Raw genomic sequence first — 25581 nt, forward strand, 5'->3', positions numbered from 1 at the left:
CGCCGGACCTGCGCCGACCCCGCCGGACCTCGGTCAGGCCCGCCGGATCTCGGTCACGGACGAGTACCCGGTGTCCGGGTGCTTCCGCATCGAGAGCAGGCGCTCCATGGACGGCTCGAGCGCCGTGACCTTGTCGAGCGGCGCGCTGACGACGAGCTGGAAGCCGAGCCGGAGCCATGCCGTCACCGCACGACCGGCGAACTCCGAGTCCGCCTTGATGAACGCCTCGTCGAGGAACACCGGCGCGAACCGGGGCCGGGGCCGCGTCTCGTCGCCGAGCTGGTAGCGCAGGGCGGCGCCGACGATGAACGCGACGAGCTCCTGCGTCTCACCGCCGGACTTGTCACCGAGGGACGAGTACACGCCCAGGTCGTTGCCGTCGACGTCGTACCGCACCGCGGTGATCTCCATGTGCCGCCGGACGTCGAGCACGGCGTCGCGTTGCGTCGTCCGGCCCCGGGGTGCTTCCGGGTCGCGGCGGATGACGCCCATGAACCGCCGCAGTCGCCGGAAGCGGGTCTCGAGCACGTCGTCGGTCAGTTCGGCGTCGACCGAGGCCGACAGCGCGCGGAGCTCCTTGCGGAACTGCGTCACGTCCTCGCGGGTGACGCGGCGGATGACGATCTTCAGCCGGTCGCGGTTCGCCCCGAACGGCAGGTCGCGGAGGATCTCGTTCACGGGTTCGAGCCGCTCCTCGATCTCCACGACGGCGCGGTCGAACGCGCCGGAGAGCGGGACGAGGTCCTCGCCGCTCCACTGTGACAGCCGACGGCGCCACTCGCTCCGCCGGGCGTGGAGGCCCGTGGCGACGATCTGGTCGAGGATCGCGCGGTAGTCCGGGTACGAGGTGACCCCGGTCCCCAGGTTCGGGTCCGGCCAGGCGTCCTGGTACCGCTCGAACGTCGTGGTGAGCGCCACCGACGCCGTCGCGGCGCCGTCGAGCGCCTGTGCGAGTCGCTCCTCGAGGCGACGGCGGAGACGTCTGGTCGCGTCGTCGAACCCGTCCACCCCGTCGGGGGCGCCGACCTCGTCGAACGCCTCGGCGAGCAGGCGTTCCTGCTGTTCGTCCGGCAGCCGGTCCGGTGCGTCGGCGAACCGTTCGAGGATCTCGGCGGCCGCGTCCTGACCGTCCACGAGCACGGCGTGCCGTTCCTCCAGGCGCTTGACGCCGAGCCGCGCGGCGGACCGTCGGTCGGCTGCCTCGTCGAGCGCGGCGCGCAGGCGGGCGACGGACTCGCGGAGCGTCCGCAGGCCGTCGTCGGCGGCGAGCAGCGCGTGGCGCTCCTCCTCGAGGCGGGCGAGCGCGGCGTCGGCACCGGCGACGTCGACGGCGTCCCACGTGACGTCGACGCGGTGCTGGTGCGCTGCCCGGAGCACGTCGAGTGCGGCGAGGTCCTGCGCGACGTCGGTGCGCCGGGCCTCCAGGGCGGTCAGGTCCGCCGCGATCTCGGCGAGCTCGGTCTCCACGGCCCGGACCCGCGACTCGTTCGTGAACCCGATGACGTTCGCCTGGCGTCGGTCGCCGTGCGCACCGCGACGGCCGTCGCGGAGCTGGCCGGACACGGTCACCCGACGGCCGCCGCCGCCGAGCTCGGCGGCGTCGGCGACGCAGCGGGCGTCGATCCGGTCGGACTCGATGCGCTCCCGCACCCAGGTGCTGAACGGCGAGGCCTTGATCGCGAGCTTCCCGGACACCATGGCGCGGTCGCCGGGCAGGTCCAGGTGCGGGCCGAGCGGCACGCCCTCGAACTGCACACGCACGGGCAGACGGAGGCCGTCGATGGCGGCGCTGAAGTCGTCCAGACGGTCCTCGTCGACGAGCAGGGTCCGGGCGACCGGGGCGAGCACGGACTCGATGGCGGTGCGCCACTGCTCCTCGGCCGGCAGCACGTCGAGGAGCTCGGCGACGAACGGTACGTCCGCCGGGTCGAGTCCGGCGGCCCGGGCCATCGCGACCCGCGCCTCGTGCATCGGCAGCGGCATGGCGCCCTGGCGGTGCTCGAGCGACCGGCGCTCCTGGCGCAGGGTCCGTTCGCGGTCGAGGAGCGGGTACTCCTCACGGGTCAGGGCGTCACGCCGGGCGTCGAGCTCGTCACGTCGTGCGGCGTAGGTGCCGAGGAACTCGTGGCTCGCCCGCTGCGCCTCGGTGAACGCCGACTCGGTGGTGACCGGTTCGTCGAGGGGTGCGGTGCGCTCGTCGAACACCTCACGGGAGCGGGCGACGGCGGCACGCTCGCGGGTCCCGCGGTCGATGCGGTCCTCGAGCTGTGCGAGTGCGTTGCCGCCGGAGTCCCGGAGCCGCGCCTCGGCGTCGCGGAGCTCGACCTCCACGGCGGCGTGCCGGGCGGACGCCGCCTCGACCTCGGCGCGTGTGGCGGTGCGCTCGCGGGCGTTCCGCTCGACCTCGAGGTCGAGCAGTTCGCGCTTCCGCGACGCCGTCCAGTGCGCGAACGGCGAGACGTCGGCGCCGGTGGCGATGCCGTCGAGCGCTGCGGCCGCGGCCCGGGACCGCTCGATCTCGTCGTGCAGGTCGGTGATGGGGGAGAGGATGCGGACCTTGCGCTCCTCGGTGTCCATCGCCTCGTAGGCCTCGTCGAGCGCCGCGAAGTGGGCGAGGGCACGGTCGGCTGCCTCGTAGGTGCCGGGCGTCTCGAGCACCAGGGACTTGTAGAGCGCGTCGACGGTCGGCATGTGCTGCCCGGCCTGGATCCGGGCGAGGAGGCGCATCGCCCGGTTGCCGCCACCGGAGTCACCGATGCCCAGGCGCGTCTGCAGCGTGTACGCGAGCTCCTGGTACGTGTCGCGGATGACGAGCCCCGGGATCCGCCCGGTGAGTTCCAGGTGCGCGAACCGGGAGGGCACGAAGTCCTCGAGCCGCCGCAGGTCGAACACGTCGTCGACCGTCGCCATGGTCATCTGGATGTCCGCGACGCCCCGGGCACGACGCGGCACGATGTACGCGCGCATGACCGTGAAGCGGCGCTCGTCGTCGTTCCGGAACGTGACCGCGACCGCGCCCCACGTGGTCTGCTCCTCGCCGCGCAGGGTGACGTCCTGCAGCGCACCCGTCTCCGGGTCGCGGCGGGTGTCGACCTTCCCGCGCAGGTACGTCAGCAGGTTGCGCTGGTCGGCGCTGCGGGCGCGTCCCGTCGTCGCGTCGTTCGAGGCGCCGTTGAACGGCACGTCGGACGGCATCATCACCGCCAGGTACGCGTCCATGAGCGTCGACTTGCCGGTCCCGGACGCGCCGGAGATGAGCGTCGCCGTGCCGGACAGTTCGACGTGACGGTGGCCCTGGAAGCCGCCCCAGTTGACGACCTGCATGGACTCGGCCCGCCACTGGGCGACGGTGTCGAACAGCGCGGGGATCCCGGTGGTGTCGACGTCGACGGTGCTCACGCGCGGTCCTCCTCGTTGTCGTCGGCGTCCGTGCCGGCGTCGGTCTCGACGTCGCCGTCGCCGGTGACGTCCGCCCCCGTCGGACCGGCCGGGAGGCTCGTCCCGGCCCCGTCGGTCGGCTCACCGCTGCCGGTGGCCGCGGTCCGCAGCCAGGTGTCGAGCTCGACGAGACGCTCCAGCGGGAGCAACACCTCGACGACGCTCGCGACCCGGAAGCGGTCCGGGTCGGTGGTCTTCAACAACACCCGAGCCGTGACCAGGCGCTCGATGGCCTTGGCGACGCGGGCCTCGTCACGGGTGCGGTCGGTCGCGGTCGCCGGGCGGAAGCCGGACACGTGCCCGAGGATCTCGGACCGGTCGACGACGACCTGGTCGGGCCCAGGACGGGCGTCGGCGCGCAGACGCATCCGCAGGTAGACGAGGACGATCGTCTCCTCGCGCGTGTACGGGGCGTCGCGGAGCAGGGTCGGGAAGCCACGACGGGTGCTCTCCGATCGGGCCTGCCGCTTGAAGGCCACCTCGCGGTCACGGTCGACGTGGAGTTCGAGGAACAGGTCGTTGAGGCGGGAGCGGAGCTGGTGCTCCGCGTCGAGGACCGCACGCCACTCGTCGACGTGCGTCCGGGCGCTCACGTACGGGTGCCGGAGCAGCGCGACCAGGGCCCGACGCTGCGGTTCGTCGAGTCGGCCCTCGTCACCCTCGAAGAGGGCGAACGTGCTCTCGTCGCGCTCGGCGAGCTCGTCGACGAACACGCCGGAGGCGTCCTCGAACGCGACCTCGTCGTCGACGGGTGCTGGTGTCGTGTCGGTCACCGTGCCTCCTGGCCGGGTTCGTCGTCGGGGTGTGCCGTCCGGCCCTGGTGGGGCAGCGCGGCGGTCGGCATGTGGAAGGTGACCGGTCCGCCGTCCGGCCGGACCGTGCGGTGCGGTGCGGTCTCGGTGCCGGCCTCGAAGTCGTCGTGTCCGGTGAGCAGGTGCGCGAGCCCGAAGAGCTCGACGGGACGACGCTGGTCGGGGGGCAGCTCGTGGAACGCCTCGACGCTCGATCCGGCGGTGGAGGCGTCGAGGACCGACCGGAGTTCGGCGAGGAGTGGGCCGCCGTGGCGGCGCAGCGACTCGACGTCGATCTCCTCGAAGACGTCGTCGTCCGGCTCCTCGATCGGCGGCGGCACCGACTCGGCGTCCGGGTCGTAGAACTTCTCGCGCAGCGTGCCGACGGCGGCGGACGGGGGCAGCAGGCCGAGCGGGACGCGGTCCCGGGCGGAGCTGACGTCCATCCACGCCGCCAGGCCGCGGTTCACCGAACGGAGCACCGCGTCGAGCTCGCGGTCCCGCACCACGTCGTGGGCGACGATCTGGTCACGGAGCGTCGCGGTGAGCATCCGACGCTGGGCGAGGACGTCCTCGATGCCCTGCCGGAGGATGCCGACCGTGCCGCGGAAGGTCCGGCGCTCGGTCGGACTGAGCGAGGCGGCGAACGGGTGCTCGAGGATCGTGGTGATGTCGTCGCGGAGCCGCAGGAGCAGGGCGTCGTCGCGGAGGAGCTCGAACGCGCCCTGGAACGCCCGGCCCTCCGGCGTCGACTCCATCAGGTTGTCCGTGCGCGCGAGGTAGTCGTCGAGGATCTCGCCGATCGGGCGGACCTCCTGCCGGAAGTCCTCGACGATCTCGCGGTGCATGGTCGCCACCGCCTCCTCGACCCGCTTGAAGTCGCTCGGCAGCTGCCGGATGAGGTCGGTGATGTTCGCGTAGCCGTCACGCATCCGGTCCTCGTCGACCGTGACGACCTCGTCGCCGCGGGCGAGACGGTCACGCTCGGCCTGGAGTTCGGCGATCTGCGCGTCCAGGCGTCGCACCTGGGCGTCCCGGTCCGGTTCGGCCCGGTCCGCCCAGCGGTGCACGGCGTCGACGATCATCGCGAGACGGCTCTCGCTGATGAGGGCCCGCTCGGCGGACAGGGCGTCGATCAGGCTGAGCGCCTCGAGGGCGTGGCTCGTCAGGCTGTACTGCTCGTCGCCGTCCGAGGAGTTCGAGCGCACCAGCCACTGTGCGGCCACCCACTCGCGGCAGAGGGACCGACCGTTGGGCCGGGACACCTCGCCCTCGGGGGAGTCGCTCGCCGGCACCCGCGCACCGGTCGCCTGCAGGCGCGCGACGTGCTCCTCGACCTGCAGGTGCATCCGCTCGGCAGGGACGTACTGAACGTCACGGTCGAACACCGTGCGGAAGACCGAGACCACGGCCGCGCTCGTCGGACGCGACATCAGTCGGAGCGTCGGCCGGTCGAGCACCTGTCTGACCCTTGCGAACTCGAGGTCGACGTCGGTCATGGTGCCCCTGGTGGTCGGACGGGTCGCGGGATGCGAAGAGGTCGTGGGATGCGAAGAGCCCGACGCGGTTGCGTCGGGCTCTTCGGGGTGTTCTTCCGGCCCTGGACGGGCACGTGGGCGATACCAGACTCGAACTGATGACCTCTTCGGTGTGAACGAAGCGCGCTACCAACTGCGCCAATCGCCCCCTGCACTTGCGTGCGGATCGATAGTAGCGGATGTCGGGCCGTGCTCCGAACACGCGTCGCCGGTCGCGCGCGTCGCTCACGGCCAGACCGGCCGGGAGGCCCGTGGAGACCCCGCCGATCCGCACCGCTCCGGGGGACACGCCCGGTGGACGGAACCGGTTTGGAGAAACAGCGTGATCTGGGTACAGTTTACGAGTCGCCGCGAGAGCGGGTCGGACAACACCGGTGTGACTCAGGTCAGACCATGCGGATGTGGCGCAGTGGTAGCGCATCACCTTGCCAAGGTGAGGGTCGCGAGTTCGAATCTCGTCATCCGCTCGAGGTGCCTGTCTTCTCCGGAAGACAGCAACTCTCCAGAAGAGGTATCCCACCGATCGGGTACTACGCCAGACGTGGACCTTGATGGTGGGGTGGCCGAGAGGCGAGGCAGCGGCCTGCAAAGCCGTCCACGCGGGTTCGAATCCCGTCCCCACCTCCAGTCCGCTCCGGCGGAACTCATCTGGGCGATTGGCGCAGCGGTAGCGCGCTTCCCTGACACGGAAGAGGTCACTGGTTCGATCCCAGTATCGCCCACCAGAACGAAAGCCCCCGGGAGACCGGGGGCTTTCGTCGTTCTCGGCAGCCGGCGCATGCTCGGTGCTCGGCACGGAGCACGCACGGGGCTGGTGATGATGGCCCGCCATCCGCTCCTGCGGACGTCGTCCGAGCCGGCTTCGGAGCAGGTGCAGGTGCAGGACGGTCACGCTCCCCGAACTCAGCCGACCCCGTCGACGCTGTAGATCGTCGGTGCCGGCACGAAGCGGAGCCACGGGGTGTGCGTTCGGAACCAGAACGAGCCGCCGCCGACCGTGAAGACGTGCGGGCCCTCCGTCCGGTTCAGCGTGCGGGCGACGGCGTCCTGATTCTCGGAGTCGACGCCGCGGGACAGTGTCAGCGGACCGCATTCGGACGTGTCGATTGCGACAGCCGGGTGGGACGAGCCGATGCCTCTCGTCGAGCGGTTCGACACCGTCACGGCTTCAGCCGCGGTGATGGTGCACGTCACCTGCTGTTTGTGTGCGTCGTCGTAGGCGACAGCGACCCACAAGCCGGGGAACATCAGCAGCGAGACGATGAAGAAGCCGACGATGAGCACCATCGTGAACAGGCGGTACACCGGCCGAGGTCGTGTCTGGACGGTGAGCTTGCTGAAGAAGTCGGAGAACTCCGCCCACGGCTCGGCCGCGTTCTGTTCCAACCATCCGACGAGCACGTCGTGGTGACGGTGGTACCGGTCCGTCGTGAATCCGCGCCCGCGAGCGGTCACACCACTGATGACGGTGTTGCCCTTCCCCGAGGCGCGGAAGTGGACGAGCTCACCGGGCCTGATCACCTGCGTCCGGAAGATCCCACGGGTCACCTCGAGCCGGTCCGGGAACACCCGCACCCCGGCGAACAGCGCGCTGACAGACAACACGAGCGCCAACGTGCCGACGAGGAGCAGCATCCCGCTCGTCCACACACGGGTGGACACAGCTGCCCCGAACACGTCGCGGCTCCACGCCAGCCAGAGCCCCATCGCGAACACGCCTGCAGAGAGGGCCGTCCACGCGATCGGCGTGATCATGCTCCCGCGGACCGTCACCGGGCGCTCACCCCGCACCACACTCGTTGCTTCCCCCGTCACGAGTCGACCGTACCGAAGCGCACCGACCGCCGCGCGCCATCGGTCAGTCCTCCGGCAGCGTGCGGACCCAGTGTTCGAACGTCACGGCGTCCTCGTCGACGATCACTGCGGCCGGGCGGGAATCGTCCTTCTCGTCGATGAGCACGAGGGTGTCATCTGGCAGACCAGCTGTCGCCTCGCCGATGACGGAATCGGGCGCTGCGACGCCGACCCGGGTGAGGAACGTCAGCCGCTCTCCCGGGATGGACTCCACCGTGTCCGTCTCCTTGTCGAAGAAACCCGCGAGTTCGGAGACACGGAAGCGGGTGGCGCCGTCCCGGGTGGTGATGGTGACTGCGGGCACGGTGCGGCGTCCGAACGTGTGGATGGTTGGCTCTGCGGTGACATCGGACCCTGACCACGGCTTCGCTGCCGCCAGCGGCACCTTGTCCACCTTCGACGGCTTGGTCTTCCGGGGGAACGCAGCCGTCACCGCGAGGCCGCCGGCAATGACGGCCAGGAACCACGCCGGGCCGGAGACGACCTTCGTCCAGAGCAGGACCCAGAAGACGACGAGCCATCCGGCCCAGGTCAGGTTCGACAGCCACTTGGAGTCTCGCCGCGCGCCGAGGAACCACAACCCGGATCCGTACGCGAGCCCGGCCGCCGTCGGCAACCAGAACGCCACTGGATCGCTGCTCAGCACCGGCCGGTGCAGGACGGCCGAGGTGATGACTGCGACGACGGCGATGGTCCCGAGGAGGTACCGGTTGGCGCGGCGGTCTCGTTCCCGGGTGGTGAGTGTGGCCATCGGTGGTCCCCCTGTGCTTCGTGGCGTGCTCGTCGGGCGGCAGATGCGGCACGACGTCCGGAATCCCGCTCGATGCTGCCCAGTCAAGCAGAACCCTGGAGTTCGATTCCGGCCTGCTCGCCCCGCCGGGATGACGTCGAGGCGTACTGTGAGTGGGACGTCGGCTCCGAACATGACTCCGGACGGAAACGACGTGCCGAGCATGGACAACGAGATCGGCTGATGATGCTGCGACGGCTGCTCACGGTGGGAGTGGTTTCCGCTGCTGCTGTCTTGCTCAGCGGGTGCGGCAACGGCACGTCCGCTGGTGACAGTGGAGGACAGACGGTGACTCCGGCGCCGCTGACGTCTGTTGGGCCGACTGGTGACCCGTCGTCGTCGTACTGGACAGATGAGCGGGTGGAATCCGTCGAACCGGAACGCATGCCGACCGTGGGCTGACGTCAGAGAAAGCACTGGTCGAGGCCGTCAACGAGTCCCCAGGAAACGGGACTCTTCGTCGTTCTCAGGACTGGCTGGACTCCCTGTCGTGCGGCGCCCACCCGAGTTCCGGCCCGAGTCGCTCGGCGATGTCCGAGACGATCTGCGCGTACTCGTCGGGTTCGAACGAGAACGGCAGTGCGAACGCGACCTCGGTGGCGACCTGGTACCCCGCGTCGGCGCGCAGCCGGTCCGCGATCTCGACCGACGAGCCGACGAGGTCCGCGGCGAACAACAGTCCCGCCGGACCCGTCGGGACACCGACACGGCCGGCGCGGCGTTCGGCGTAGGCCCGGTACCGCGCCTCCTGCTCCCGGGTGGCCGTGTCCGTCGGGATCACCACGAGGCCCTGGGAGACGCGCGCGGTGCTCGGGTCGGGGTGTGCGTCGAGGTAGGCGTCGACCTGGGCGCGCTGGTTCGCGGCGAAGTCGGTCCCGATCTCACTCCGCGTGACGCTCGAGGTGAGCAGGTGGAACCTGTTGCGGGCCGCCCAGACCGCGGACGCCGTGCTGCCCGTGCCGTACCAGAGCCGGTCGACGAGCCCCGGACTGTGCGGCTGGACTCCGGTGGCGAACTCCTCGAACCCGCGCCGCTCGGCGACGGGGACGACCGCGTCGCCGCGCACGAGGTCCCGGAAGCGCAGGAGCCGGGCGTTGCCGAGGTCCTCGTGCTCGGCGGAGTCCGGGTAGATCGCCTCGCGGTAGAGGTCGAAGTTCATCGGGGTCCCGACGGAAAAGCCCGGGTTGAGTCGTCCGCCGAGGAGCACGTCCACGGTGGCGAGGTCCTCGGCGAGACGGAACGGGTTCTCCGCGCCGATCGGGGTGACGGCCGTCCCGAGCGCGATGCGGCTGGTGCGCTGCGACGCGGCCGCCATCACCGCGACGGGGGAGGAGACGCCGTGCTGCAGGTGCCGATGCCGGAGCCACGCGCTGTCGAGGCCGAGCGCCTCGGCGCGTTCGATGACGCGGAGCGTGTCCTCGTGGCCGGCCGCGGGGCGGGCCGGGTCGAAGGTCCCGATGGTCAGGAAGCCGAGGCGTGCGAGGGGTCGTCCGTCGGTGGGCATGCTCTGATCGTCCCAGACCGGTGCCATCGCGGCATCCGCTGGGTTCTCCACCGTGCCCCGATCGGTTCCGCCCCGTCTCCTCGGGCTCCTCTCCGCCGTCCTCGTCAGCGCCACGGTCGCGACGGTGGCGGTCCTGCCGAACGGGACCGCACCCGACGCCACGCCCGCAGCCGCCCGTGCCGCCGCTCCGGTGTCGTACACGTTCGCCGACGACAGCGTCACACAGGCGTCGAACGCCTGGTCGTGGACGGGGATGGGTGGACCCGTTTGCGTCCGTGCGCCGCATCGACAACGGCTGGGTCGCCGGCACCGGGAAGGGCGACGGCGTGCACCCGAGCGTCGCGACGGCGAAGCGGTACCTCGGACCGCGCATGCCGCTCGCGATCACGCAGGCGGTCGTCGGCGTGGAGCCGTAGGGCCCGTCTGGCGCCCCCGTGTCAGACCGGGGTCGACTTCAGCAGCCGGTTCACCGCGATCATCGCGCCGCCCACCACGGCGGGGACACCGCCGCCAGGGTGCACCGACGCGCCGACGCGCCACAGCCACGGGCGCCAGGGGTCGTTGTACGAGGGACGGTGGAACGGCCCGCTGAGCCACGGCGGACGCGCCGCGCCGTAGAGCGCGCCGTGTGGTTCGCCGCCGCCGCCGTAGTACTGCGGATCGAGCACCGTCTGCTCGTCGATCTGGTCGGTGATCGGCCGGTCGAGCCCCATCGCACGTGAGACGCGGTCGACCTCGCGCCGCACGAACGGGTGCTCGGCCGTGTAGTGACCGCCGTCGGCGGGGGCGGTGAGCAGGATGCCGACGGTGCTGCGCGGGTTCGGGTAGACCTCGCCCGCGCGGTACTGGTTGACGAACACCATGGTGTCCGCTGGCTCGTCACCCGCCTCGAGGCTGCGGTGGAGCGCGGCGGGCTTCGTCGGCAGCACCACGCTGTGCGTGGCGAGGTCCGCCGGCAGTTCCTCCCGCAGCACGCCGTACAGGGCGATGGCCGAGCAGGAGAGGGCGCGGGGGCGCAGACGGGGGAGCGTGGGGACCCGCGACGGACCCATCAGCGTGGTGAGCCGATCGGCGTCCAGGGCGCTGACGACGAGGTCGGCGGGGTGACGACCCACATCGGTCGTGACCGATCCACGCTCGATGCGGGTGACGGCCTCGCCGGTGCGGACGTCGACCCCGGCCGCCTCGGCCAGCCGACCCAGCGCGAGCACGATCTCGTAGACGCCACCGCGCGGCACCCATGCCCCGGTCTCCGCCATGATCGCCGGCATGCTCGCGTAGAGGGCCGGCGTGCGTGCGGGCGACACGCCAGCGTTGAGGGTGTGGATCGCGATCACCTCGCGCAGCCCGTCGGGCAGCCAGGGGAGGCCGTCGAGGTACGCGCGCGTGGTGAGGCGGGAGCCGTAGACGGCCAACAGTCTCCGGAGAGCGGGGAGGGCGGCTCGGTCGAGGGGGTCGGCGAGCAGCAACTCGGTCACGTCGTCCGCGAGGGGTGCGTGCAGGTCGGAGAACCGTCGCCAGGCGGCGTACCAGGGGTGACCGGGGGCCACCGGCAGGGAGGTCTCATCGTCGTTGTAGAAGTAGCGGCCCACCTCCGGCATCCGCACCAGGTCGAGGTGGCCGTCGTCGCGGGCGCGGTCGGCGGCGGGCCCGCCGTCGCCGAGCCGTCGCAGTAGCTCGTCCCACACCGCCGGGAACGTCATCAACGACGGTCCGGTGTCGATGCGGTCTTCGCCCAGCTGGATGCGTCGGCTCTTGCCGCCGAGCTCGGTGGAGGCCTCGAGCAGGGTGACGCGGTGGCCGGCGTGCGCGAGCAGCGCGGCGGCGGTGAGGCCGCCGATCCCGCCGCCGACGACGACCATGCGGCTCACGAGGCACCTCCCAGCACGATCCAGACCATGAGCAGTACGCCGGCGAACGACCCGGCGATGTACGGGAAGGCGACCGACAGACGGTAGAGGCGGTGACCGGTCTCCGGCGTCGGGTCCCGGAACAGGCGCACCACGAGGATGCCGGCGATCAGGAGGTTGACGGCGGCCACCGGCACGCTCACCACGGCGAACAGCGCCGTCGAGACGATCCACCAGGCCCCGCTCCAGAGAGCCGTCCCGCGCGCACCGAGCCGCACTGCGGTGGTGGCGATGCCCGCGTCACGGTCCTCGACGATGTCCTGGACCGCATCGAAGGCGTGCTTCGCCACGCTCCAGGCCATCAGACCGATGGCCGCGGGCCAGACCGGCGTCACCGCGAGGGCCGCGGGCACGATGACCAGTGGCAGTGCGTAGGCGGCGTTGCTCAGCGAGTCGAGGAACGGCCGCGCCTTGAAGCGCAGCGGCGGCGCCGAGTAGAAGACGAACACGCCGACGTAGAGCAGGATCGCCGCGTTCGCGAGGAGCGGCAGCGTCAGGAGGAAGCCGACGAGGAACGGGACGTTGACGACCGCGACCGCCCAAGCGATGAGTCGCACCTCGGACTGTCGGATCCTGGCACCCTCGATGGAGCCCTTGCGGGGGTTGGCCGCGTCCGTGTCCTGGTCGTAGATGTCGTTGACGCCGTAGATGAGCAGGTTGAACGGCAGGGTGAGCCACAGGATGACCGGCAGTGCCCGCACGTCGAACAGCGCGCCGGTGAGCCACACGGCGACGAGCCCGGAGCCGATGGTGTTGATCCAGAGCACGGGGCGCGAGATGTGGACCAGTCGGCGCACGGCCACGCCGATCCCCGACGGTGCTGTGCGCGACACCCGCTCACTGCCGTCAGTCACGCGACCGAGCGTACCCGGCCCGCCTCGACCTCGGTCAGCGGCGTCCCGGCCAGACTGGGTGGATGCGCATGATGCTGCTGACCGCCGGCACCCGGGGCGACGTGGAGCCGTTCGCAGCCCTGGCACGACTCGCCGCGTCCCGCGGTCACGAGGTCCGGCTCGCCCTGCCCGACGACGCGCCCGCGCCCGAGGGGGTGGAGACCGTGGCCCTCGGTCTGGACGTCCAGCGGGTGCTCCGCCCGGCTGGTCGGACGCCGTGGGCTCTCGCGCACCACCTGCGTGCGGAGGTGCGGCCCGCGATGCGTCGGATGTTCGCGGCCGCGGTGCGGGAGACGGTCGCCTTCGGCCCCGACGTGGTGGTGCACCACCCGCTCGTCCTCAGCGCGCCGATGGTGGCGGACTCGCTCGCCGTGCCCCGCGTGCTGGTGGAGTTCGCGCCGGTGGCCACCCCGAGTGAGCGCTTCCCCGCCGCCGGTGGCCCGACGGCCACGCGCGACCTCGGCGCTCACAACCGGTCCACCTACGCCGTACCGCGCACCGTCGCACGGTTCTTCGACGCCGACGTGGCGCGCGCCGCTGCCGAGCTGCCGGACGGTCGTCGTCCCGCCCGACGGTCGCCGTCACGTGCGACCCTCATGGCCGTGAGCCCGGAGTTGCTGCCGCGGCCCGACGACTGGCCGGAACGGGTGCACCAGACGGGGGCCTGGTACGACGAGGCCGGGACCGCGAGCCCGGACCGCGTCGTCAGCGCCTTCCTGACGGGCGGTCCCTACGTCGTCGCCTCGTTCGGCTCGATGGCGAGGGGGGACGCGGCTGCTCGGGGAGGCGCGGTCGTCTCGGCGGCCCGCGCCCACGGGCTGCGGGTGCTGCTCGTCACCGGGTGGGGTGGACTGGCGCTGCCTCCCGAGTGCCACGGCCCGGATGTGCTGGCGGTGCGGTCGGCACCGTTCGACGCCGTGCTGCCGGGCGCGTCGCTCGCCGTGCACCACGGCGGAGCGGGCACCTCACACGCCGTCGCCCGAGCTGGCGTCCCCGCCGTCGTCGTCCCCGTCACCGCCGACCAGCCGTTCTGGGCTGCCCAGCTGCATCGACAGGGGCTGGCCGCCGCTCCGATCCCACTGCGCCGCCTGTCCGCGAGCACCCTCGTGCGGGCGATGCGCGACGCCTCGTCCCGCCGGGAGCGGGCGACCGACGTGGGCCGGATCATGCGGCGGGAGCACGGGGTGCAGCGGGCGCTCGACGTGCTCGAGTCGCTCTGACACCCCGGTTCCGGTGGAGGACCGTCCCCGACACTGACGAGCCGCGACGAGCCGCCGATACCCCCGGGTGAGGACGTCGGCCCGCAGGGGGACCGACACGCTCCGACGGAAGGCGACCGCGATGCGTCTGCGCTCAGGGTTCCGGAAGGTGCTGCCCGCAGCGCTCCTCCTCGCGGTGGTGAGCACGGCGATCGTCGCCGTGCCCGGCGTGACGGCGGCTGCCGCCGGCACCGCCGCCCGGGTCGACGTCACGTGGGAGAACACGTCGAGCTGGCGCACCGGCTTCCGCTCCGCGGTCACGGTCGCGAACGGCGGCTCCACGAAGCTGCGCGGGTGGCGTGTCCTGCTGTCGTACGAGTCGAAGGCCGTGGTGATCCGCGACGCCCGCAAGGTCGCGAGCACGAGCCGGTCGTTCACCGTCGCCGGTCCCACCCGACGCGTTGACCTCGCCGCGGGTGGTCGGGCGACGTTCCGGGTCGACTCGCGCAAGGTGTCCGGTGCGAAGCGCGTCCCCACGGCGTGCACCGTCGTCGGGGCGTCGGTGCCCTGCTCGGTGAACGGCGGTCCCGCGACACCCGGCACGGGAGGCCCGACCCCGGTGCCGACGGCGGCACCGGTCCCGACACCCTCGACGACTCCGACGCCGACCGCGGGACCGCCCGTCGCGGACAAGGACGGCTCCGTCGTCGTCGGCTGGCGCACCGTCAACGCGTGGCCGTCCGGCTCCCAGTCCTCGGTGACCGTCACGAACCGGTCGTCCGTCCGCCTCGACCCCTGGCAGGTGCGGTTCGTGTACACCGCGCGCGTCGCCGAGATCTGGGACGCCACCGCGACGACCACGAGCGACGGCTTCACCGCGACCGCTCCGGCCTGGGCCAGGGGCCTCGACCCGAGCGCCGCGACGTCCTTCGGGTTGACCTCGGTCTCGACCCCCGGCGGGGGCCGGGTGCCGACGGGCTGCAGCATCGTGGGACTCCCCGCGGGCCGGGACGTCGCCTGCACGGTCGAGAGCGAGTCCGACCCGACGGCAGGGCTCGGGTCCGCGCCGACCCCGACCCCGACCCTGACACCGACACCGACACCGAGCCCGACCGCACCGGCACCATCCCCGACGGAGGTCCCGGTCCCGACCCCGGTGGCGCCGGCTCCCGTGCCGCTCCCCGCGCCGCACGTCGGTGACACGCTGGTCGCACCGTACGTCGACATGGGCCTCTGGCCGACCGCCGATCTCCGGAGCTCCGCGGCCGCGACCGGCGTCCGCGCGTTCACGCTCGCCTTCATCGTCTCGGACAACGGCGGCAGCCACTGCACACCCGCATGGGCCGGCTTCGACGCCTACCGGATCGGCGGCCCGCAGGACTTCGCGGGGAACATCGCCGCGTTCCAGCAGACCGGCGGTCGGGTGGTCGTGTCGTTCGGCGGCGCGGTCAACGAGGAGCTCGCGCTGCGGTGCACGGACCCGGCGGAGCTGCAGGCGGCCTACCAGCAGGTGGTCGACCGGTTCGGCGTCGACCGCATCGACCTGGACATCGAGGGCGCTGCGCTGTCCGACACGGCTGCGAACGAGCGTCGCGCCGTGGCGGTCGCCGGTGTCGTCCGGGCCCAGGCGGCGAAGGGCCGCAGTCTCGAGGTGTCGCTGACCCTCCCCGTGATGCCGACCGGACTCACCCGCGAGGGCCTCGCCGCGGTCGCCGGGCTGTCGGCTGCGGGGGTCCGGATCGCGGCGGTGAACGTCATGGCGATGGACTACGGCACCGGTCCGCAGCGCATGGCGACGGCGGCGCAGGACGCTGCGACGTCGACCGCCGCGCAGCTCGCCACGGTGCCCGCGTACGCGGGGTGGACGGCCCAGGAGCGGCTGTCGGCGATCGGCATCACCCCGATGATCGGCCGCAACGACACCGGGGAGGTGTTCACACGGACGGACGCCGAGGACCTCGCCCGCTGGTCCGTCGCGCACGGGATCGAGGTGCTCGCCTGGTGGGAGGTCACGCGCGACCAGCCGTGCACCCCGTCGATCCCCACGTACATGTGCTCGGGCGTGACCGACGCACCGTGGACCTTCGCCCGTGCCTTCGTCCGCGGGGCAACGAGCTAGTCGGGGAGCCGGTCAGTCCGGCCGACGCAGCGTCGCGACGCCGTCGTGCAACGGCTGTGTCTCCCACGCAGCCGTGACGGCCCCGTCGGCCAGGTCGACGCGGACGTGCAGCAGGTGCGGTGTCTCGACGAACCGCACGTCCACCGACACGACGTCCCCGGAACGTGCCCCGCTCGTGGCGGTCGCACCCGCGACCAGCCACTCGCCGTCGCCGACAGGAGCCGTCACCTCGCCGGACGGGTCGACCAGGGTGAGCACCCAGTGGCCGGACGGGTCCTGGGACAGGTGCACGGCCTCCAGTCCGGAGTCGCCGTCCACCGGTGCCGGCGAGGACGGCGGGGTGGCGGGCAGGGTGCCGAGCGGCTCGCCGACGAGCGGCGGCAGCGCGAGCCCGGCGAGTCGGGCGCGCAGGCGGTCGTCCGAGTCCACTGCACCCGCGCGGTCGACCGCGGGCAGAAGGTGCTCCCACACCGCGTCCAGGACGGCCTGCATGTCGGTGCTCTGACCGGTCATCGCGACGACCACGTCCGACTCGGGGAGCACGACGCAGAACTGGCCGTAGGCACCGTCACCGCGGAAGCCGTGCCGGGCCATCCAGAACTGGAAGCCGTACCCCTGCGACCAGTCCGGGTCCGCCTCGTCCGGGTTCACCACCTGCACGCTCGTGGCCTGCTCGATCCAGTCCTCGTCGAGGATGCGTTCGCCGTCCCACACGCCGCGCTGCAGGTACAGCTGACCGAGTGCGGCGATCGCGTCCGTCGTCGTGTAGCCGCCGCTGTAACCGAGTTCCGCGCCGGTGTCGTCGCGGCGCCACGAGAAGTCGTCGATGCCGAGGGGGGCGAAGAGCCGCGGCCGCAGGTACTCGAGCAGGGACGTCCCACTGGCCCGCCGGACGATCTCGGCGAGCGTGTACGTGCACGGCTGGTTGTAGGCGAAGACGCTGCCGGGTTCCTCGTCGGGCGGCAGGAGCAGGAACCCACGGACGGTGTTCGTCGGGTCGATCGCCTCGGCGCGGTCGATCGTCTCGCTCCGGTGGCCGCTCGCCATCGCGAGCAGGTGCCGCACGCGCATCCGCCGGGTCCGTTCGTCGGTGACCTCGGCGTCGAGCTCCGGGAAGTGACCGACCACGGGCGCGTCGAGGTCGACCAGTCCGGCGCGGACGGCGATCCCGACGGCGGCCGCGGTGAAGCTCTTGCTGAGCGAGTACAGCAGGTGCACCCGGTCCGGCGCGAAGGGGGCCCACCACCCTCCGGCGGCGAGCTCGCCGTGCCGCAGGACCATCAGGCTGTGCGGCTCCACTCCGGGCGCGGCCTCGAGCGCGGAGACGAGCTGGTCGATGCCCGCGGCGTCGATGCCGAGGGCGGACGGGGAACTGCGTCGGAACGTCGTCGTCACCCGTCCGACCCTAGCCCGACCGGCCGTTCCGAGGTCCGGCACGCCCGACACGCGGACGGGAGGCCCGGATCACCCCGCCGGTCGGGTACAGTTGTCGACGTTGGCCACCCCGGTGGGCAGCGTGCGGATGTGGCGCAGTGGTAGCGCATCACCTTGCCAAGGTGAGGGTCGCGAGTTCGAATCTCGTCATCCGCTCGGAACAGCAGGACACGTGAACCCCTCGGCCGGTCGGCCGGGGGGTTCAGTCGTTCGCGACGGCTCGCGCGCCGGGGAGGGCGACCCAGTGCTGCGCCCCTGCGTCGACCACCGTCACGAGCACCGTGTCGCAGCCGCGGCAGCGGGCGACGCTGCCCATCGCGGTCCGGTACACCCGGGTCACCGCCAGACGGCCGGTCGTGTCGCAGCCCGAGCAGCGGAGCCGGGCCGAGGTGGCATCGACCCCGAGCACCTCGCCGAGGTCCCCGGCCAGGGCGTTGCCGTCGACGATCGTCATCAGGAGCCTCCGAACCGTTCCGCACGCACCCCGGTGGTGTCGTGTCCGAGTTCCCCGAGCCAGCGCAGGACCTGTTCGACGAACGGCGTCGATCCGCAGACGTAGACCTGTGCGTCGGCGTCCGGCGGCAGGACGGCGGCCGCGAGCCGGTCGCGCGTGAGTCGTCCGACCGGGGCCGTCGACCCCTCGGGAGCGCGTCGGCTGTACACGACGTCGAGGTCGAAGGGCGCGCGGTCTGCGGTGCGCAGGGCTGCGTCGAGCTCCGCGCGGAAGAAGACGTCCTCCGGGGTGCGGACGGCGTAGAGCAGCCGGAAGGGCGTCGGGTCCTCGGCGTCGGCGTGCGCGGCGACCATCGGCAGGAGCGGCACGACGCCGGACCCGCCGGCGATGAGCTGCACCGGGCGGGACGCCGGGTCGGCGCCCGGACGCCAGACGAACCAGCCGCCGAGGGGACCGTGCACCTCGAGCGCGTCACCGACCTCGACGGCGTCGACGAGGAACGGGGACACCTCGCCGTCCTCGACCCGGTCCACGGCGAGCGTCACGCGCGTGCCGTCCCCGGAGGACGCGATGGAGTAGGACCGCGTGGCCTGGTAGCCGTCCTCGGCCGTCAGCCGCAGGTCGAGGTGCTGCCCGGGGTCGTTGCCGGGCCATGACGGCACGTCGAGCACCAGCCGTCGGGCGTTCGGGGTCTCGGGGGAGACCGCGGCGACGGTCGCCGGGTGCCACGCCGGGCGGCGGAGCGGACGGCCCGGCGTGACGGGACCGGTGCGTGCCTCCAGGCCGGGGGCGCCGTCGGTGCTGGACAGGGTCACCAGTACCGCTCTTCCTTCCACGGGTCGCCGTGCATGTTGTAGCCGGCGTTCTCCCAGAAGCCGGGCTCGTCCTCGGCGTGCATCGTGATGCCCCGCACCCACTTCGCGCTCTTCCAGAAGTACAGGTGCGGCACGAGCAGCCGGGCAGGACCGCCGTGCTCCGGGCTGAGGGGCTCGCCGTCGGCCTCGAACGCGATCCACGCCTGACCCTCGAGGAGTTCGTCGAGGGTGACGTTCGTCGTGTAGCCGCCGAAGCTGTGCACCATGCAGAAGTCGAGCGAGGTCTCGATGTCCGCGAAGAGCTTGTCGAGGGGGACCCCGCGCCAGGCCATGCCGAGCTTCGTCCAGTGCGTGACGCAGTGGATGTCGACCGTGACGTCCTCGAGCCCGAGCGCCCGGACCTCGTCCCACGTCCAGGTGTGCAGGCCGGACTCGGTGCGGATCGAGAAGCTCCACTCGGAGGGCTCGATCTCGGGTGTGGCACCCGCCGAGAGCACCGGCCAGTCCTGCACCAGCGTCTGCCCGGGCGGGATGCGGCTGTCGTCGGCGTCCCGGCGGCGTCCGCCGAACCCGCGTGTGAAGGTGGCCATCGCGTCCTCGTTCCCATGGTCGTCGCCGGCCTCGTCCGTGCCGCTGCGTCGATCCTGCCGCACGGCCGACCGCTTGTCAGCAGCCGCGCGGCGCTGGGCGTGGCGTGCCCGATCGGTCAGGTGCCCGGGTGCTGATCCGCGTGCTGCTGGTGCGCTTCGTGCGCGAAGACCACGTCCGGCGCGTCGACGGAGCGGTCCGTCACCGTGGTCGGGGCCTCGAGGTGCACGGCCCCGGACGGCACGATGCCGGCGCCGCCGAAGCGCTCCATCACCCGCCACTGGACGACCACGTCCTCGCCCGCGTGTCCGATCGGCAGGGTCTCCCAGAACCCGAAGCCGCCGACCGCCTCGAGCGCGGCCCGGTCGTACATCGCACAGGCGCCGACCCACGCGACGCGGTACGGCAACCAGCCGCCCGGCTCGACGTCGAGCTCGGCCGCGACGTGGACCAGGTTCGCGGCGTTGTGCAGGGACCAGCGGTCGAACCCGGGCGTGCCGCGGCGCACCACCTCGGGGACGACCGGGCCGTCCCACAGCGCGAACGGTGCCGTCTCGTGCGGACGGCGGTCCTCGAGGTACGACAGCCCTTGGACCGCGCTCCCGACGAAGCCGGTGCCGAGCGAGCGCAGGGCGTCGAGCATCCGGTGCACGGACCCGGGTTCCAGCCAGACGTCGTCGTCGAGGAACAGGACGGCGTCCGCGGTGGCGTGCGCGAGCAGGAAGTGCCGGTGCTCGGCGAGTCCGCGCCGCTCCGGGTGGGTGAGCAGCGTGACGGGCCGGCCCTGGGCCTCCAGGACGCGGACCATGGCGGCGATCGCCGGCTGCGCGGCGGCGTCACCCGTCGCGGACTGGTCGCTGAGCACGAGACGGAAGGCGACGTCGGTCTGGGCCGCCAGGCCGGCGAGGGTCGCGGCGAGCTCCGCCGTGCGCCCGACGGTCGGGACGAGGACGTCGACGTCGACCGGGGTGCTCTCCACCGCCGGGTCCGCGGTCGGGCGACCCCACTCGCCGGACCACCGTGCCCCGCGCGTCATGCGTCCCCGGACACGGCGGTCGGGTCTCCCGTCGGCGCGCCGGTGCCAGCGGCGGTGCCGGTTCCGGCGGCGGTCTCACGGATGCGACGGACGACGGCGCTCGTCGAGTGCTCGGCGACGTAGTCGACCATGACGACCTCGCCGCCGTGGGCCCGCACGACCTCGGTCTCGCTGAGCATCTCGGGGGAGTAGTCGCCGCCCTTGACGTAGACGTCCGGCCGGATGCGCTCGATGAGCGGGATCGGGGTGTCGGTCGCGAACACCGTCACCAGGTCGACGCAGGCCAGCGCGGCGAGGACGCCGGCGCGGTCCTCGGCGGTGTTGATCGGCCGCTCCGGACCCTTCAGCCGACGGACCGAGTCGTCGTCGTTCAGTGCGACGACGAGCAGGTCGCCGAGCTCGCTCGCCTGGCGGAGGTACGTGGTGTGCCCGCGGTGGACGACGTCGAAGCAGCCGTTCGTGAACACGATGCGGCGCCCGGCGCGACGGGCCTCCTCGACGGCGGCGGCGAGCTCGTCGTGGTCGACGACGGTCTCGGCCGGTGCGGACACCGAGGCAACGAGCGCATCGGCCGTGCAGACCGAGGTCCCGGCCTCGCGCACCACGACGTCGGCGGCCGCCTGGGCGAAGGAGACGGCCTCGCGGACCGGGGTCCCGACGGCGAGGGCGACCGAGGCCGCGGCGCAGAACGTGTCGCCGGCGCCGGACGCCTGCTGCTCGGACGCCGGCGTGGCACGCGTGCGGTGCACGTCGGACGGCGTGCTGTCCGCGCTCGCGGCCTCGAGCAGCACCGTCCCGTTGCGGTCGAGCGTGACGACCGCGTTGCGCGCGCCGGTGACGGCGAGGACCTCGTCGCGTGCGGCGACCACGGTCGTGGCCCGATCGGCGCCCTGCCCGAGGTCGCGGCCGAGCAGCGCGGCGGCCTCGCCGGCGTTCGGCGTGACGAGGTCCGGACGGAGGGTCCGCCAGCGGCTGAGGTCGTGGGCGTCCACGACGACGGTCGTGGGGCGGTCCTGTCCGAGGACCGGCACGATCGCGGTGGCGTCGACGCCGAGGTCGTAGTCGCAGACGACGACCGTGTCCGCACGGGCGTCGGTCGCCGTCCCGGGGGCGTCCCCGGACGCGGTGCCGCGCACGGCTGCCGCCGTCGCCTCGGCGAGGAGGGCCGTGTCCGCCGCACTCGGCGGTCCGGCCAGGTCGTCGACACGGACGACGACACGGTCACCCCCGACGATGCGGTCCTTGCAGGTGGTCGTCGCACCCGGGACCGCGACGAGCCAGCGCGTGTCCACCCCGGCGGCCTCGAGCCGGTCGCGCAGGACCCGCCCGGTCTCGTCGTCGCCGATCAGGGCGACCATGCGGACGCGCGCACCCAGGGCGCGGGCGTTGACCGCGGTGTTCGCCGCGCCTCCCGGGACGGCGATGGTCTCGGTGACCCGGACGACGGGCGCGGGGGCCTCGCGCGAGACCCGTTCGGCGGCACCGACCGTCCAGCGGTCGAGGATGACGTCCCCGACCACCACGACGACGGGCTCCTGCGCCGCGACCGCGTCGACGACGCGACGGACCGAACGGACATCGGCGCTCATCGGACGTCCTCGGCGGTGGCGGTGTCGGTGTCGTGGCTGCCCGCGGTCGCCGGGTCGACGGCGTCGGCGGTGCCGGCGGTGCCGCTCGTCCGACGCGGGGCGGCCTCGAGGTGCACGACCGTGGTGGTCGTCATCTCGTCGAGCAGGTGCGGGCCGTAGCCGAAGCCGGAGCCGGAGGCGCCGCGGGGCTCGGCGCTGCCGCCCGGTGCGCCGCCGAACACGGCGTTGATCTTCACGGTGCCGACGGGCAGCTCCGCGGCGGCACGGAGCGCGGTCGCGGTGTCGCCGGTCAGGACGGTCGCGGCCAGGCCGTACCGGTCCTCCGCGGCCAGGCGGAGCCCCTCGGCCATGTCGTCCACGACGCGGAGCGGGGCGATCGGGCCGAAGGTCTCCTCGGTGAGCACGAGCATGTCGTCGGTGCAGTCGGTGAGGACGGTCGCGGGGTAGAACGTGCCAGCGCCCTCCGGCACCGAGCCGCCCGTCAGCACCCGGGCGCCGGCATCGACGGCCTGGTCGACGTGCTCCTGGACGGTCGTGCGCAGGCGCTCGTCGACGAGGGGGCCGAAGTCGGCGGCGGCCGAGGCGGTCTTCCGCTCCGCAGCGCGCACCAGGGCGGCGGTGAAGTCATCGGCGATGTCGCGGTGCACGTAGACGCGCTCCACGCTCGTGCAGATCTGTCCGGTGTTCGCGAAGGCACCGAGGGCGACCTGTTCCGCCGCCCACACCGGGTCGACGTCGGCGTCCACGACCGCGGCGTCGTTGCCGCCGTTCTCGCGGATCACGTGCGCGCGGGTGCGGAGCGCGGCCTTGGCCAGACGGTCGCCCGTCGCCGTCGAGCCGACGTGCGCGTACACCGCGATGCCGTCCTCGGCGAGGAGCTGCTCACCGGTCGTCGCGTCGCCGTCGACGCCCACGAGCACGCCCTCGGGGAGCTCGGCGGCGAGCAGGCGGTTCAGGAGCGCGATCGTGCCCGGGCTCCGCTCGCTGCCCTTGTGCACGACCGTGTTGCCGGCGACGATCGCCGCACCGAGGATCCCGCACGCGACGGCGACGGGGTCGTTCCACGGCGTCAGCGCGAGCACGACGCCGCGCGGGTGCGGGACGGCGAAGTCGGCGGCGCCGTGGTTCCCGCGGAGCGCCTCGCCCCGGTGCAGCGGGCCGAGCTCGGCGTACTGGATGAGCGTGTTGATGCCGGCCTCGACGCCGCCGAGGGCGTCGCCCGGGACCTTCCCGGTTTCGCGGGTGTTCATCGCGGCGAGGTCGTCGGCGTGCTCGCGGAGCCGCTCGGCCGCAGCGCGGAGGACCGCGCCGCGCTCACCGGGAGCGGTCCGGGCCCATCCCGTCGCCGCCGCCCGCGCACGCGCGACCGCGTCGCGCACCTCGTCCGCCGTGCTCCGGCGGGTCTCCGAGGCCACCTCGCCGGTCACGGGGTCGAGCACCGTGATCGTGTCCGCGGACGGGTCGTCCGTCGACGGGGCGGTGGTGGTGGGGGCATCGAGCGTCATGTGCGTCCTCTCGTGGTGGTCCGGCGTCGTGGCACCGACCCCTCCACGCTGCTCCTTCTCCACTGGACACGCCCGGGGGATGCGCGGGTGTGTCCACGGGACGCAGCGCCGACCGCCGCCGCGGGGCTGCTGCACACCGGCCCGACCGCGGCCGGGTAGGAACGAAGGGATGCGGTCGGACGACCCGCCGCGTCGGACACGAGGAGGACGACGGGCGTGGTGCAGATCGGACGTGGCGGCGAACGGTTCGAGGGGGTCCGCGAGATCGCGGTGCTCCGCGGTGGGGGACTCGGCGACCTGATGTTCGCGATGCCCGCGATCGAGGCCCTCGCGGCCGCGTACCCGGAGGCCCGCCTGACGCTGCTCGGGACCCCGATGGCGGCGGCGCTCCTGCCGGGGCGCACGGACGCCGTGCACGCCGTCGAGGAACTGCCCGTCTCGCCCGGTGTGCGTGACGGCGGTGACGGGGCACCGGACCTCGAGGACTTCTTCGCCCGGCTCAGCGGCCGGTTCGACCTCGCCGTCCAACTGCACGGCGGCGGGCGCAACTCGAACCCGTTCCTGCTCCGCCTCGGCGCCGCGCACTCGGTCGGCACCGCCACCGAGGACGCCACCCCGACCGAGCGCTGGGTGCGCTACGTCTACTACCAGCACGAGGTGCTGCGCGCGCTCGAGGTCGTCGGGCTGGCCGGTGCCGAACCCGTCACCCTGGACCCGAGGATCGTCGTCGGTGCCGACGAGCGCGCCGCGGTCCGGGACCGACTCGGGGTACGGGGCCGCCTGGTCGCGATGCACCCGGGCGCGACCGACCCGCGCCGCCGGTGGAGCCCCGAGCGCTTCGCCGCGGTGGCGATCGCCCGGCTCGAGGCAGGCGACGACGTCGTGCTCGTGGGCGACGACTCCGACCGACCGGCCGCGACGAGCATCCGGGCGTCCGTGTCCGAGGCGGTCGGGCCGGAGGTCGCCGCACGGCTGCACGACCTGACCGCCGCGCTGCCCCTGCGGGAGCTCCCCGCAGTGCTCGCCGCGGCCGACGTCATGGTCGGTGACGACTCCGGTCCCCGGCACCTCGCGGTCGCCGTCGGCACGCCGACCGTGGGCGTCTTCTGGTTCGGCAACGTCATCAACGCCGGTCCGCTCGACCGCGGCCGGCACCGCGTGCTCATGAGCTTCGTCACCCGTTGCCCGGTGTGCGACGTCGACGTCACCCAGGTGGGGTGGAGCGCCGAGCGCTGCGAGCACGACCCGTCCTTCGTCGACGAGGTCACGCCGGACCGAGTGCTGGCCGACGTCGAGGACCTGCTGGCCACCACCTGAGCGGTCGCGCCCGCGCGGCGCCACCGCAGACGGACGGGAGGCCCGGTACCAGCTGGTACCGGGCCTCCCGTCCGTCAGGCGCGTGCGACGGTCAGGGCCAGCTGGGCTCGGTCGCCGGCATGATCGACAGCTCGCGGATCTCGCAGCCGGCTGGCTGCGACAGCGCGAAGATGATCGAGTTCGCGACGTACTCCGGTTCGATGAGCTGCGCGTCCGGGCCCGGCTTGTACTGCTCGGTGCGGTCGGCGAAGAAGTTCGTGCGCATGCCCGCCGGGATCACGTTCGTGACACCGATGCGGCCCGCGGTCTCGGCGGCGAGGGCCTGCGAGAATCCGCGGACGCCGAACTTCGACGCGGAGTAGGCGGTGCCGTGGCCGACGCCGCGCAGGGCGAGCGACGACGAGATCGTCACGACGCGGCCGTGCGAGGCCTCGAGCGCGGGCAGGGCGGCACGGACGGTCGACGCGGTGCCGATGAGGTTGACGCCGACGATCTTCTCCCAGTTGCCGGAGGAGATCGCGTCGATCGGGGCCGGGGTGTCGATGCCCGCGGCGGTCACGACGGCGTCGAGGCCTCCGTGGCGCTCGACCGCTTCCGTGACGGCGCGTTCGACGGCGTCGGTGTCCGAGACGTCCACGGCGACGGCGTCGACGCCCTCGGGGACCGCGTCGATCCGGAGGTCGAGGACGATCGGGGTACCGCCGGCCTCGGTGACGGCGGCGACGACGGCCGCGCCGAGCCCGGAGGCGCCGCCGGTGACGAGGACGCGGCCGATGGGTGTGGTGGGGACGGGCATGGATGTCCTTC

Annotated in this window: 20 protein-coding genes and 5 tRNA genes; 8 read left to right on the forward strand and 17 right to left on the reverse strand. The window is 72.9% G+C overall.

Annotated features, from left to right (window positions below; genetic code table 11):
- Nucleotides 1-33 precede the first annotated feature (33 nt).
- From DEI84_RS04115 to DEI84_RS04130, 4 genes are all read right to left on the reverse strand, one after another.
- Complete coding sequence (locus DEI84_RS04115) at nucleotides 34-3399, reverse strand: ATP-binding protein (RefSeq protein WP_110889781.1); 3366 nt, start codon at nucleotides 3397-3399, stop codon at nucleotides 34-36.
- On the reverse strand, nucleotides 3396-4211 hold the full coding sequence (locus DEI84_RS04120) for a DUF4194 domain-containing protein (protein WP_110889782.1): 816 nt from the start codon (nucleotides 4209-4211) through the stop codon (nucleotides 3396-3398). The genes DEI84_RS04115 and DEI84_RS04120 overlap by 4 nt, the downstream gene beginning before the upstream one ends.
- The gene (locus tag DEI84_RS04125; RefSeq protein ID WP_110889783.1) at nucleotides 4208-5728 is read right to left on the reverse strand and encodes a DUF3375 family protein; all 1521 of its coding nucleotides are present in this window, start codon (nucleotides 5726-5728) and stop codon (nucleotides 4208-4210) included. Before DEI84_RS04125 ends, DEI84_RS04120 begins: the two co-directional genes overlap by 4 nt.
- A 114-nt stretch (nucleotides 5729-5842) precedes the next feature.
- Nucleotides 5843-5915 (reverse strand) — tRNA-Val (locus DEI84_RS04130).
- Between the two features lie 247 nt (nucleotides 5916-6162).
- Between DEI84_RS04130 and DEI84_RS04135 the strand changes: the two genes are divergently transcribed.
- From DEI84_RS04135 to DEI84_RS04145, 3 genes are all read left to right on the forward strand, one after another.
- A tRNA-Gly gene (locus DEI84_RS04135) sits at nucleotides 6163-6234 on the forward strand.
- 86 nt (nucleotides 6235-6320) lie between these two features.
- Nucleotides 6321-6394 (forward strand) — tRNA-Cys (locus DEI84_RS04140).
- A gap of 23 nt (nucleotides 6395-6417) precedes the next feature.
- A tRNA-Val gene (locus DEI84_RS04145) sits at nucleotides 6418-6492 on the forward strand.
- Nucleotides 6493-6670: 178 nt separating this feature from the next.
- On the opposite strand, the gene DEI84_RS04150 is transcribed toward DEI84_RS04145, so the two are convergent.
- The 3 genes from DEI84_RS04150 to DEI84_RS04160 form a co-directional block, all read right to left on the reverse strand.
- Complete coding sequence (locus DEI84_RS04150) at nucleotides 6671-7582, reverse strand: hypothetical protein (protein WP_146236305.1); 912 nt, start codon at nucleotides 7580-7582, stop codon at nucleotides 6671-6673.
- 43 nt (nucleotides 7583-7625) lie between these two features.
- On the reverse strand, nucleotides 7626-8372 hold the full coding sequence (locus tag DEI84_RS04155) for a hypothetical protein (protein WP_110889785.1): 747 nt from the start codon (nucleotides 8370-8372) through the stop codon (nucleotides 7626-7628).
- Between the two features lie 505 nt (nucleotides 8373-8877).
- Complete coding sequence (locus DEI84_RS04160) at nucleotides 8878-9915, reverse strand: LLM class flavin-dependent oxidoreductase (protein WP_110889877.1); 1038 nt, start codon at nucleotides 9913-9915, stop codon at nucleotides 8878-8880.
- A 275-nt stretch (nucleotides 9916-10190) separates the two neighbouring features.
- Between DEI84_RS04160 and DEI84_RS15590 the strand changes: the two genes are divergently transcribed.
- On the forward strand, nucleotides 10191-10331 hold the full coding sequence (locus tag DEI84_RS15590) for a hypothetical protein (RefSeq protein ID WP_181420344.1): 141 nt from the start codon (nucleotides 10191-10193) through the stop codon (nucleotides 10329-10331).
- 21 nt (nucleotides 10332-10352) lie between these two features.
- Here the strand turns inward: DEI84_RS15590 and DEI84_RS04165 are convergent, their stop codons facing one another.
- Nucleotides 10353-11786 carry an NAD(P)/FAD-dependent oxidoreductase gene (locus DEI84_RS04165; protein WP_110889786.1) on the reverse strand — a complete coding sequence of 478 codons (1434 nt, stop codon included), beginning with the start codon at nucleotides 11784-11786 and terminating at the stop codon, nucleotides 10353-10355.
- Nucleotides 11783-12679, reverse strand: coding sequence for a UbiA family prenyltransferase (locus tag DEI84_RS04170; protein ID WP_110889787.1), 897 nt, complete (start codon nucleotides 12677-12679; stop codon nucleotides 11783-11785). Before DEI84_RS04170 ends, DEI84_RS04165 begins: the two co-directional genes overlap by 4 nt.
- A 62-nt stretch (nucleotides 12680-12741) precedes the next feature.
- Here DEI84_RS04170 and DEI84_RS04175 point away from each other — a divergent pair, with 62 nt between their 5' ends.
- Nucleotides 12742-13938: a glycosyltransferase gene (locus tag DEI84_RS04175; protein WP_110889788.1), complete on the forward strand. Its 1197-nt coding sequence runs from the start codon at nucleotides 12742-12744 to the stop codon at nucleotides 13936-13938.
- Between the two features lie 121 nt (nucleotides 13939-14059).
- Nucleotides 14060-16036 (forward strand): cellulose binding domain-containing protein, encoded by a 1977-nt coding sequence (locus DEI84_RS04180; RefSeq protein ID WP_110889789.1) that lies wholly within the window; start codon nucleotides 14060-14062, stop codon nucleotides 16034-16036.
- Between the two features lie 12 nt (nucleotides 16037-16048).
- Here DEI84_RS04180 and DEI84_RS04185 read toward each other — a convergent pair whose 3' ends face one another.
- Nucleotides 16049-17431: a serine hydrolase gene (locus DEI84_RS04185; RefSeq protein ID WP_110889790.1), complete on the reverse strand. Its 1383-nt coding sequence runs from the start codon at nucleotides 17429-17431 to the stop codon at nucleotides 16049-16051.
- 123 nt (nucleotides 17432-17554) lie between these two features.
- Here DEI84_RS04185 and DEI84_RS04190 point away from each other — a divergent pair.
- Nucleotides 17555-17626: transfer RNA gene (locus tag DEI84_RS04190), tRNA-Gly, on the forward strand.
- 46 nt (nucleotides 17627-17672) lie between these two features.
- On the opposite strand, the gene DEI84_RS04195 is transcribed toward DEI84_RS04190, so the two are convergent.
- From DEI84_RS04195 to DEI84_RS04220, 6 genes are all read right to left on the reverse strand, one after another.
- On the reverse strand, nucleotides 17673-17924 hold the full coding sequence (locus DEI84_RS04195) for a DUF6510 family protein (protein WP_110824908.1): 252 nt from the start codon (nucleotides 17922-17924) through the stop codon (nucleotides 17673-17675).
- The gene (locus tag DEI84_RS04200) at nucleotides 17924-18739 is read right to left on the reverse strand and encodes a ferredoxin reductase (protein WP_258365891.1); all 816 of its coding nucleotides are present in this window, start codon (nucleotides 18737-18739) and stop codon (nucleotides 17924-17926) included. The genes DEI84_RS04195 and DEI84_RS04200 overlap by 1 nt, the downstream gene beginning before the upstream one ends.
- Entirely contained in the window at nucleotides 18736-19329 is a 594-nt protein-coding gene (locus DEI84_RS04205) for a molybdopterin-dependent oxidoreductase (RefSeq protein ID WP_110889878.1), read from the reverse strand. The genes DEI84_RS04200 and DEI84_RS04205 overlap by 4 nt, the downstream gene beginning before the upstream one ends.
- Nucleotides 19330-19445: 116 nt before the next feature.
- A complete protein-coding gene (locus DEI84_RS04210) occupies nucleotides 19446-20306 on the reverse strand; it encodes a glycosyltransferase family 2 protein (RefSeq protein ID WP_258365890.1) in 861 nt (286 codons plus the stop codon).
- A 53-nt stretch (nucleotides 20307-20359) separates the two neighbouring features.
- Nucleotides 20360-21952 (reverse strand): D-glycero-beta-D-manno-heptose 1-phosphate adenylyltransferase, encoded by a 1593-nt coding sequence (rfaE2, locus tag DEI84_RS04215; protein WP_110889791.1) that lies wholly within the window; start codon nucleotides 21950-21952, stop codon nucleotides 20360-20362.
- Nucleotides 21949-23457 carry an aldehyde dehydrogenase gene (locus DEI84_RS04220; protein ID WP_110889879.1) on the reverse strand — a complete coding sequence of 503 codons (1509 nt, stop codon included), beginning with the start codon at nucleotides 23455-23457 and terminating at the stop codon, nucleotides 21949-21951. Before DEI84_RS04220 ends, rfaE2 begins: the two co-directional genes overlap by 4 nt.
- 216 nt (nucleotides 23458-23673) lie before the next feature.
- Here DEI84_RS04220 and DEI84_RS04225 point away from each other — a divergent pair, with 216 nt between their 5' ends.
- Entirely contained in the window at nucleotides 23674-24774 is a 1101-nt protein-coding gene (locus DEI84_RS04225) for a glycosyltransferase family 9 protein (protein ID WP_110889792.1), read from the forward strand.
- Nucleotides 24775-24865: 91 nt separating this feature from the next.
- On the opposite strand, the gene DEI84_RS04230 is transcribed toward DEI84_RS04225, so the two are convergent.
- Nucleotides 24866-25570: an SDR family oxidoreductase gene (locus tag DEI84_RS04230; RefSeq protein WP_110824913.1), complete on the reverse strand. Its 705-nt coding sequence runs from the start codon at nucleotides 25568-25570 to the stop codon at nucleotides 24866-24868.
- Nucleotides 25571-25581: the final 11 nt, after the last annotated feature.

This window comes from Curtobacterium sp. MCBD17_023 (assembly GCF_003224415.1).
Lineage (GTDB): Bacteria > Actinomycetota > Actinomycetes > Actinomycetales > Microbacteriaceae > Curtobacterium.

Coding starts and splice junctions, on each gene's coding strand:
- DEI84_RS04180 (WP_110889789.1), top strand. CDS start 14,060: ATGCGTCTGCGCTCAGGGTTCCGGAAGGTGCTGCCCGCAGCGCTCCTC.
- DEI84_RS04205 (WP_110889878.1), bottom strand. CDS start 19,329: ATGGCCACCTTCACACGCGGGTTCGGCGGACGCCGCCGGGACGCCGAC.
- rfaE2 (WP_110889791.1), bottom strand. CDS start 21,952: ATGAGCGCCGATGTCCGTTCGGTCCGTCGCGTCGTCGACGCGGTCGCG.
- DEI84_RS04230 (WP_110824913.1), bottom strand. CDS start 25,570: ATGCCCGTCCCCACCACACCCATCGGCCGCGTCCTCGTCACCGGCGGC.
- DEI84_RS04175 (WP_110889788.1), top strand. CDS start 12,742: ATGCGCATGATGCTGCTGACCGCCGGCACCCGGGGCGACGTGGAGCCG.
- DEI84_RS04125 (WP_110889783.1), bottom strand. CDS start 5,728: ATGACCGACGTCGACCTCGAGTTCGCAAGGGTCAGACAGGTGCTCGAC.
- DEI84_RS04160 (WP_110889877.1), bottom strand. CDS start 9,915: ATGCCCACCGACGGACGACCCCTCGCACGCCTCGGCTTCCTGACCATC.
- DEI84_RS04155 (WP_110889785.1), bottom strand. CDS start 8,372: ATGGCCACACTCACCACCCGGGAACGAGACCGCCGCGCCAACCGGTAC.
- DEI84_RS04220 (WP_110889879.1), bottom strand. CDS start 23,457: ATGACGCTCGATGCCCCCACCACCACCGCCCCGTCGACGGACGACCCG.
- DEI84_RS04195 (WP_110824908.1), bottom strand. CDS start 17,924: ATGACGATCGTCGACGGCAACGCCCTGGCCGGGGACCTCGGCGAGGTG.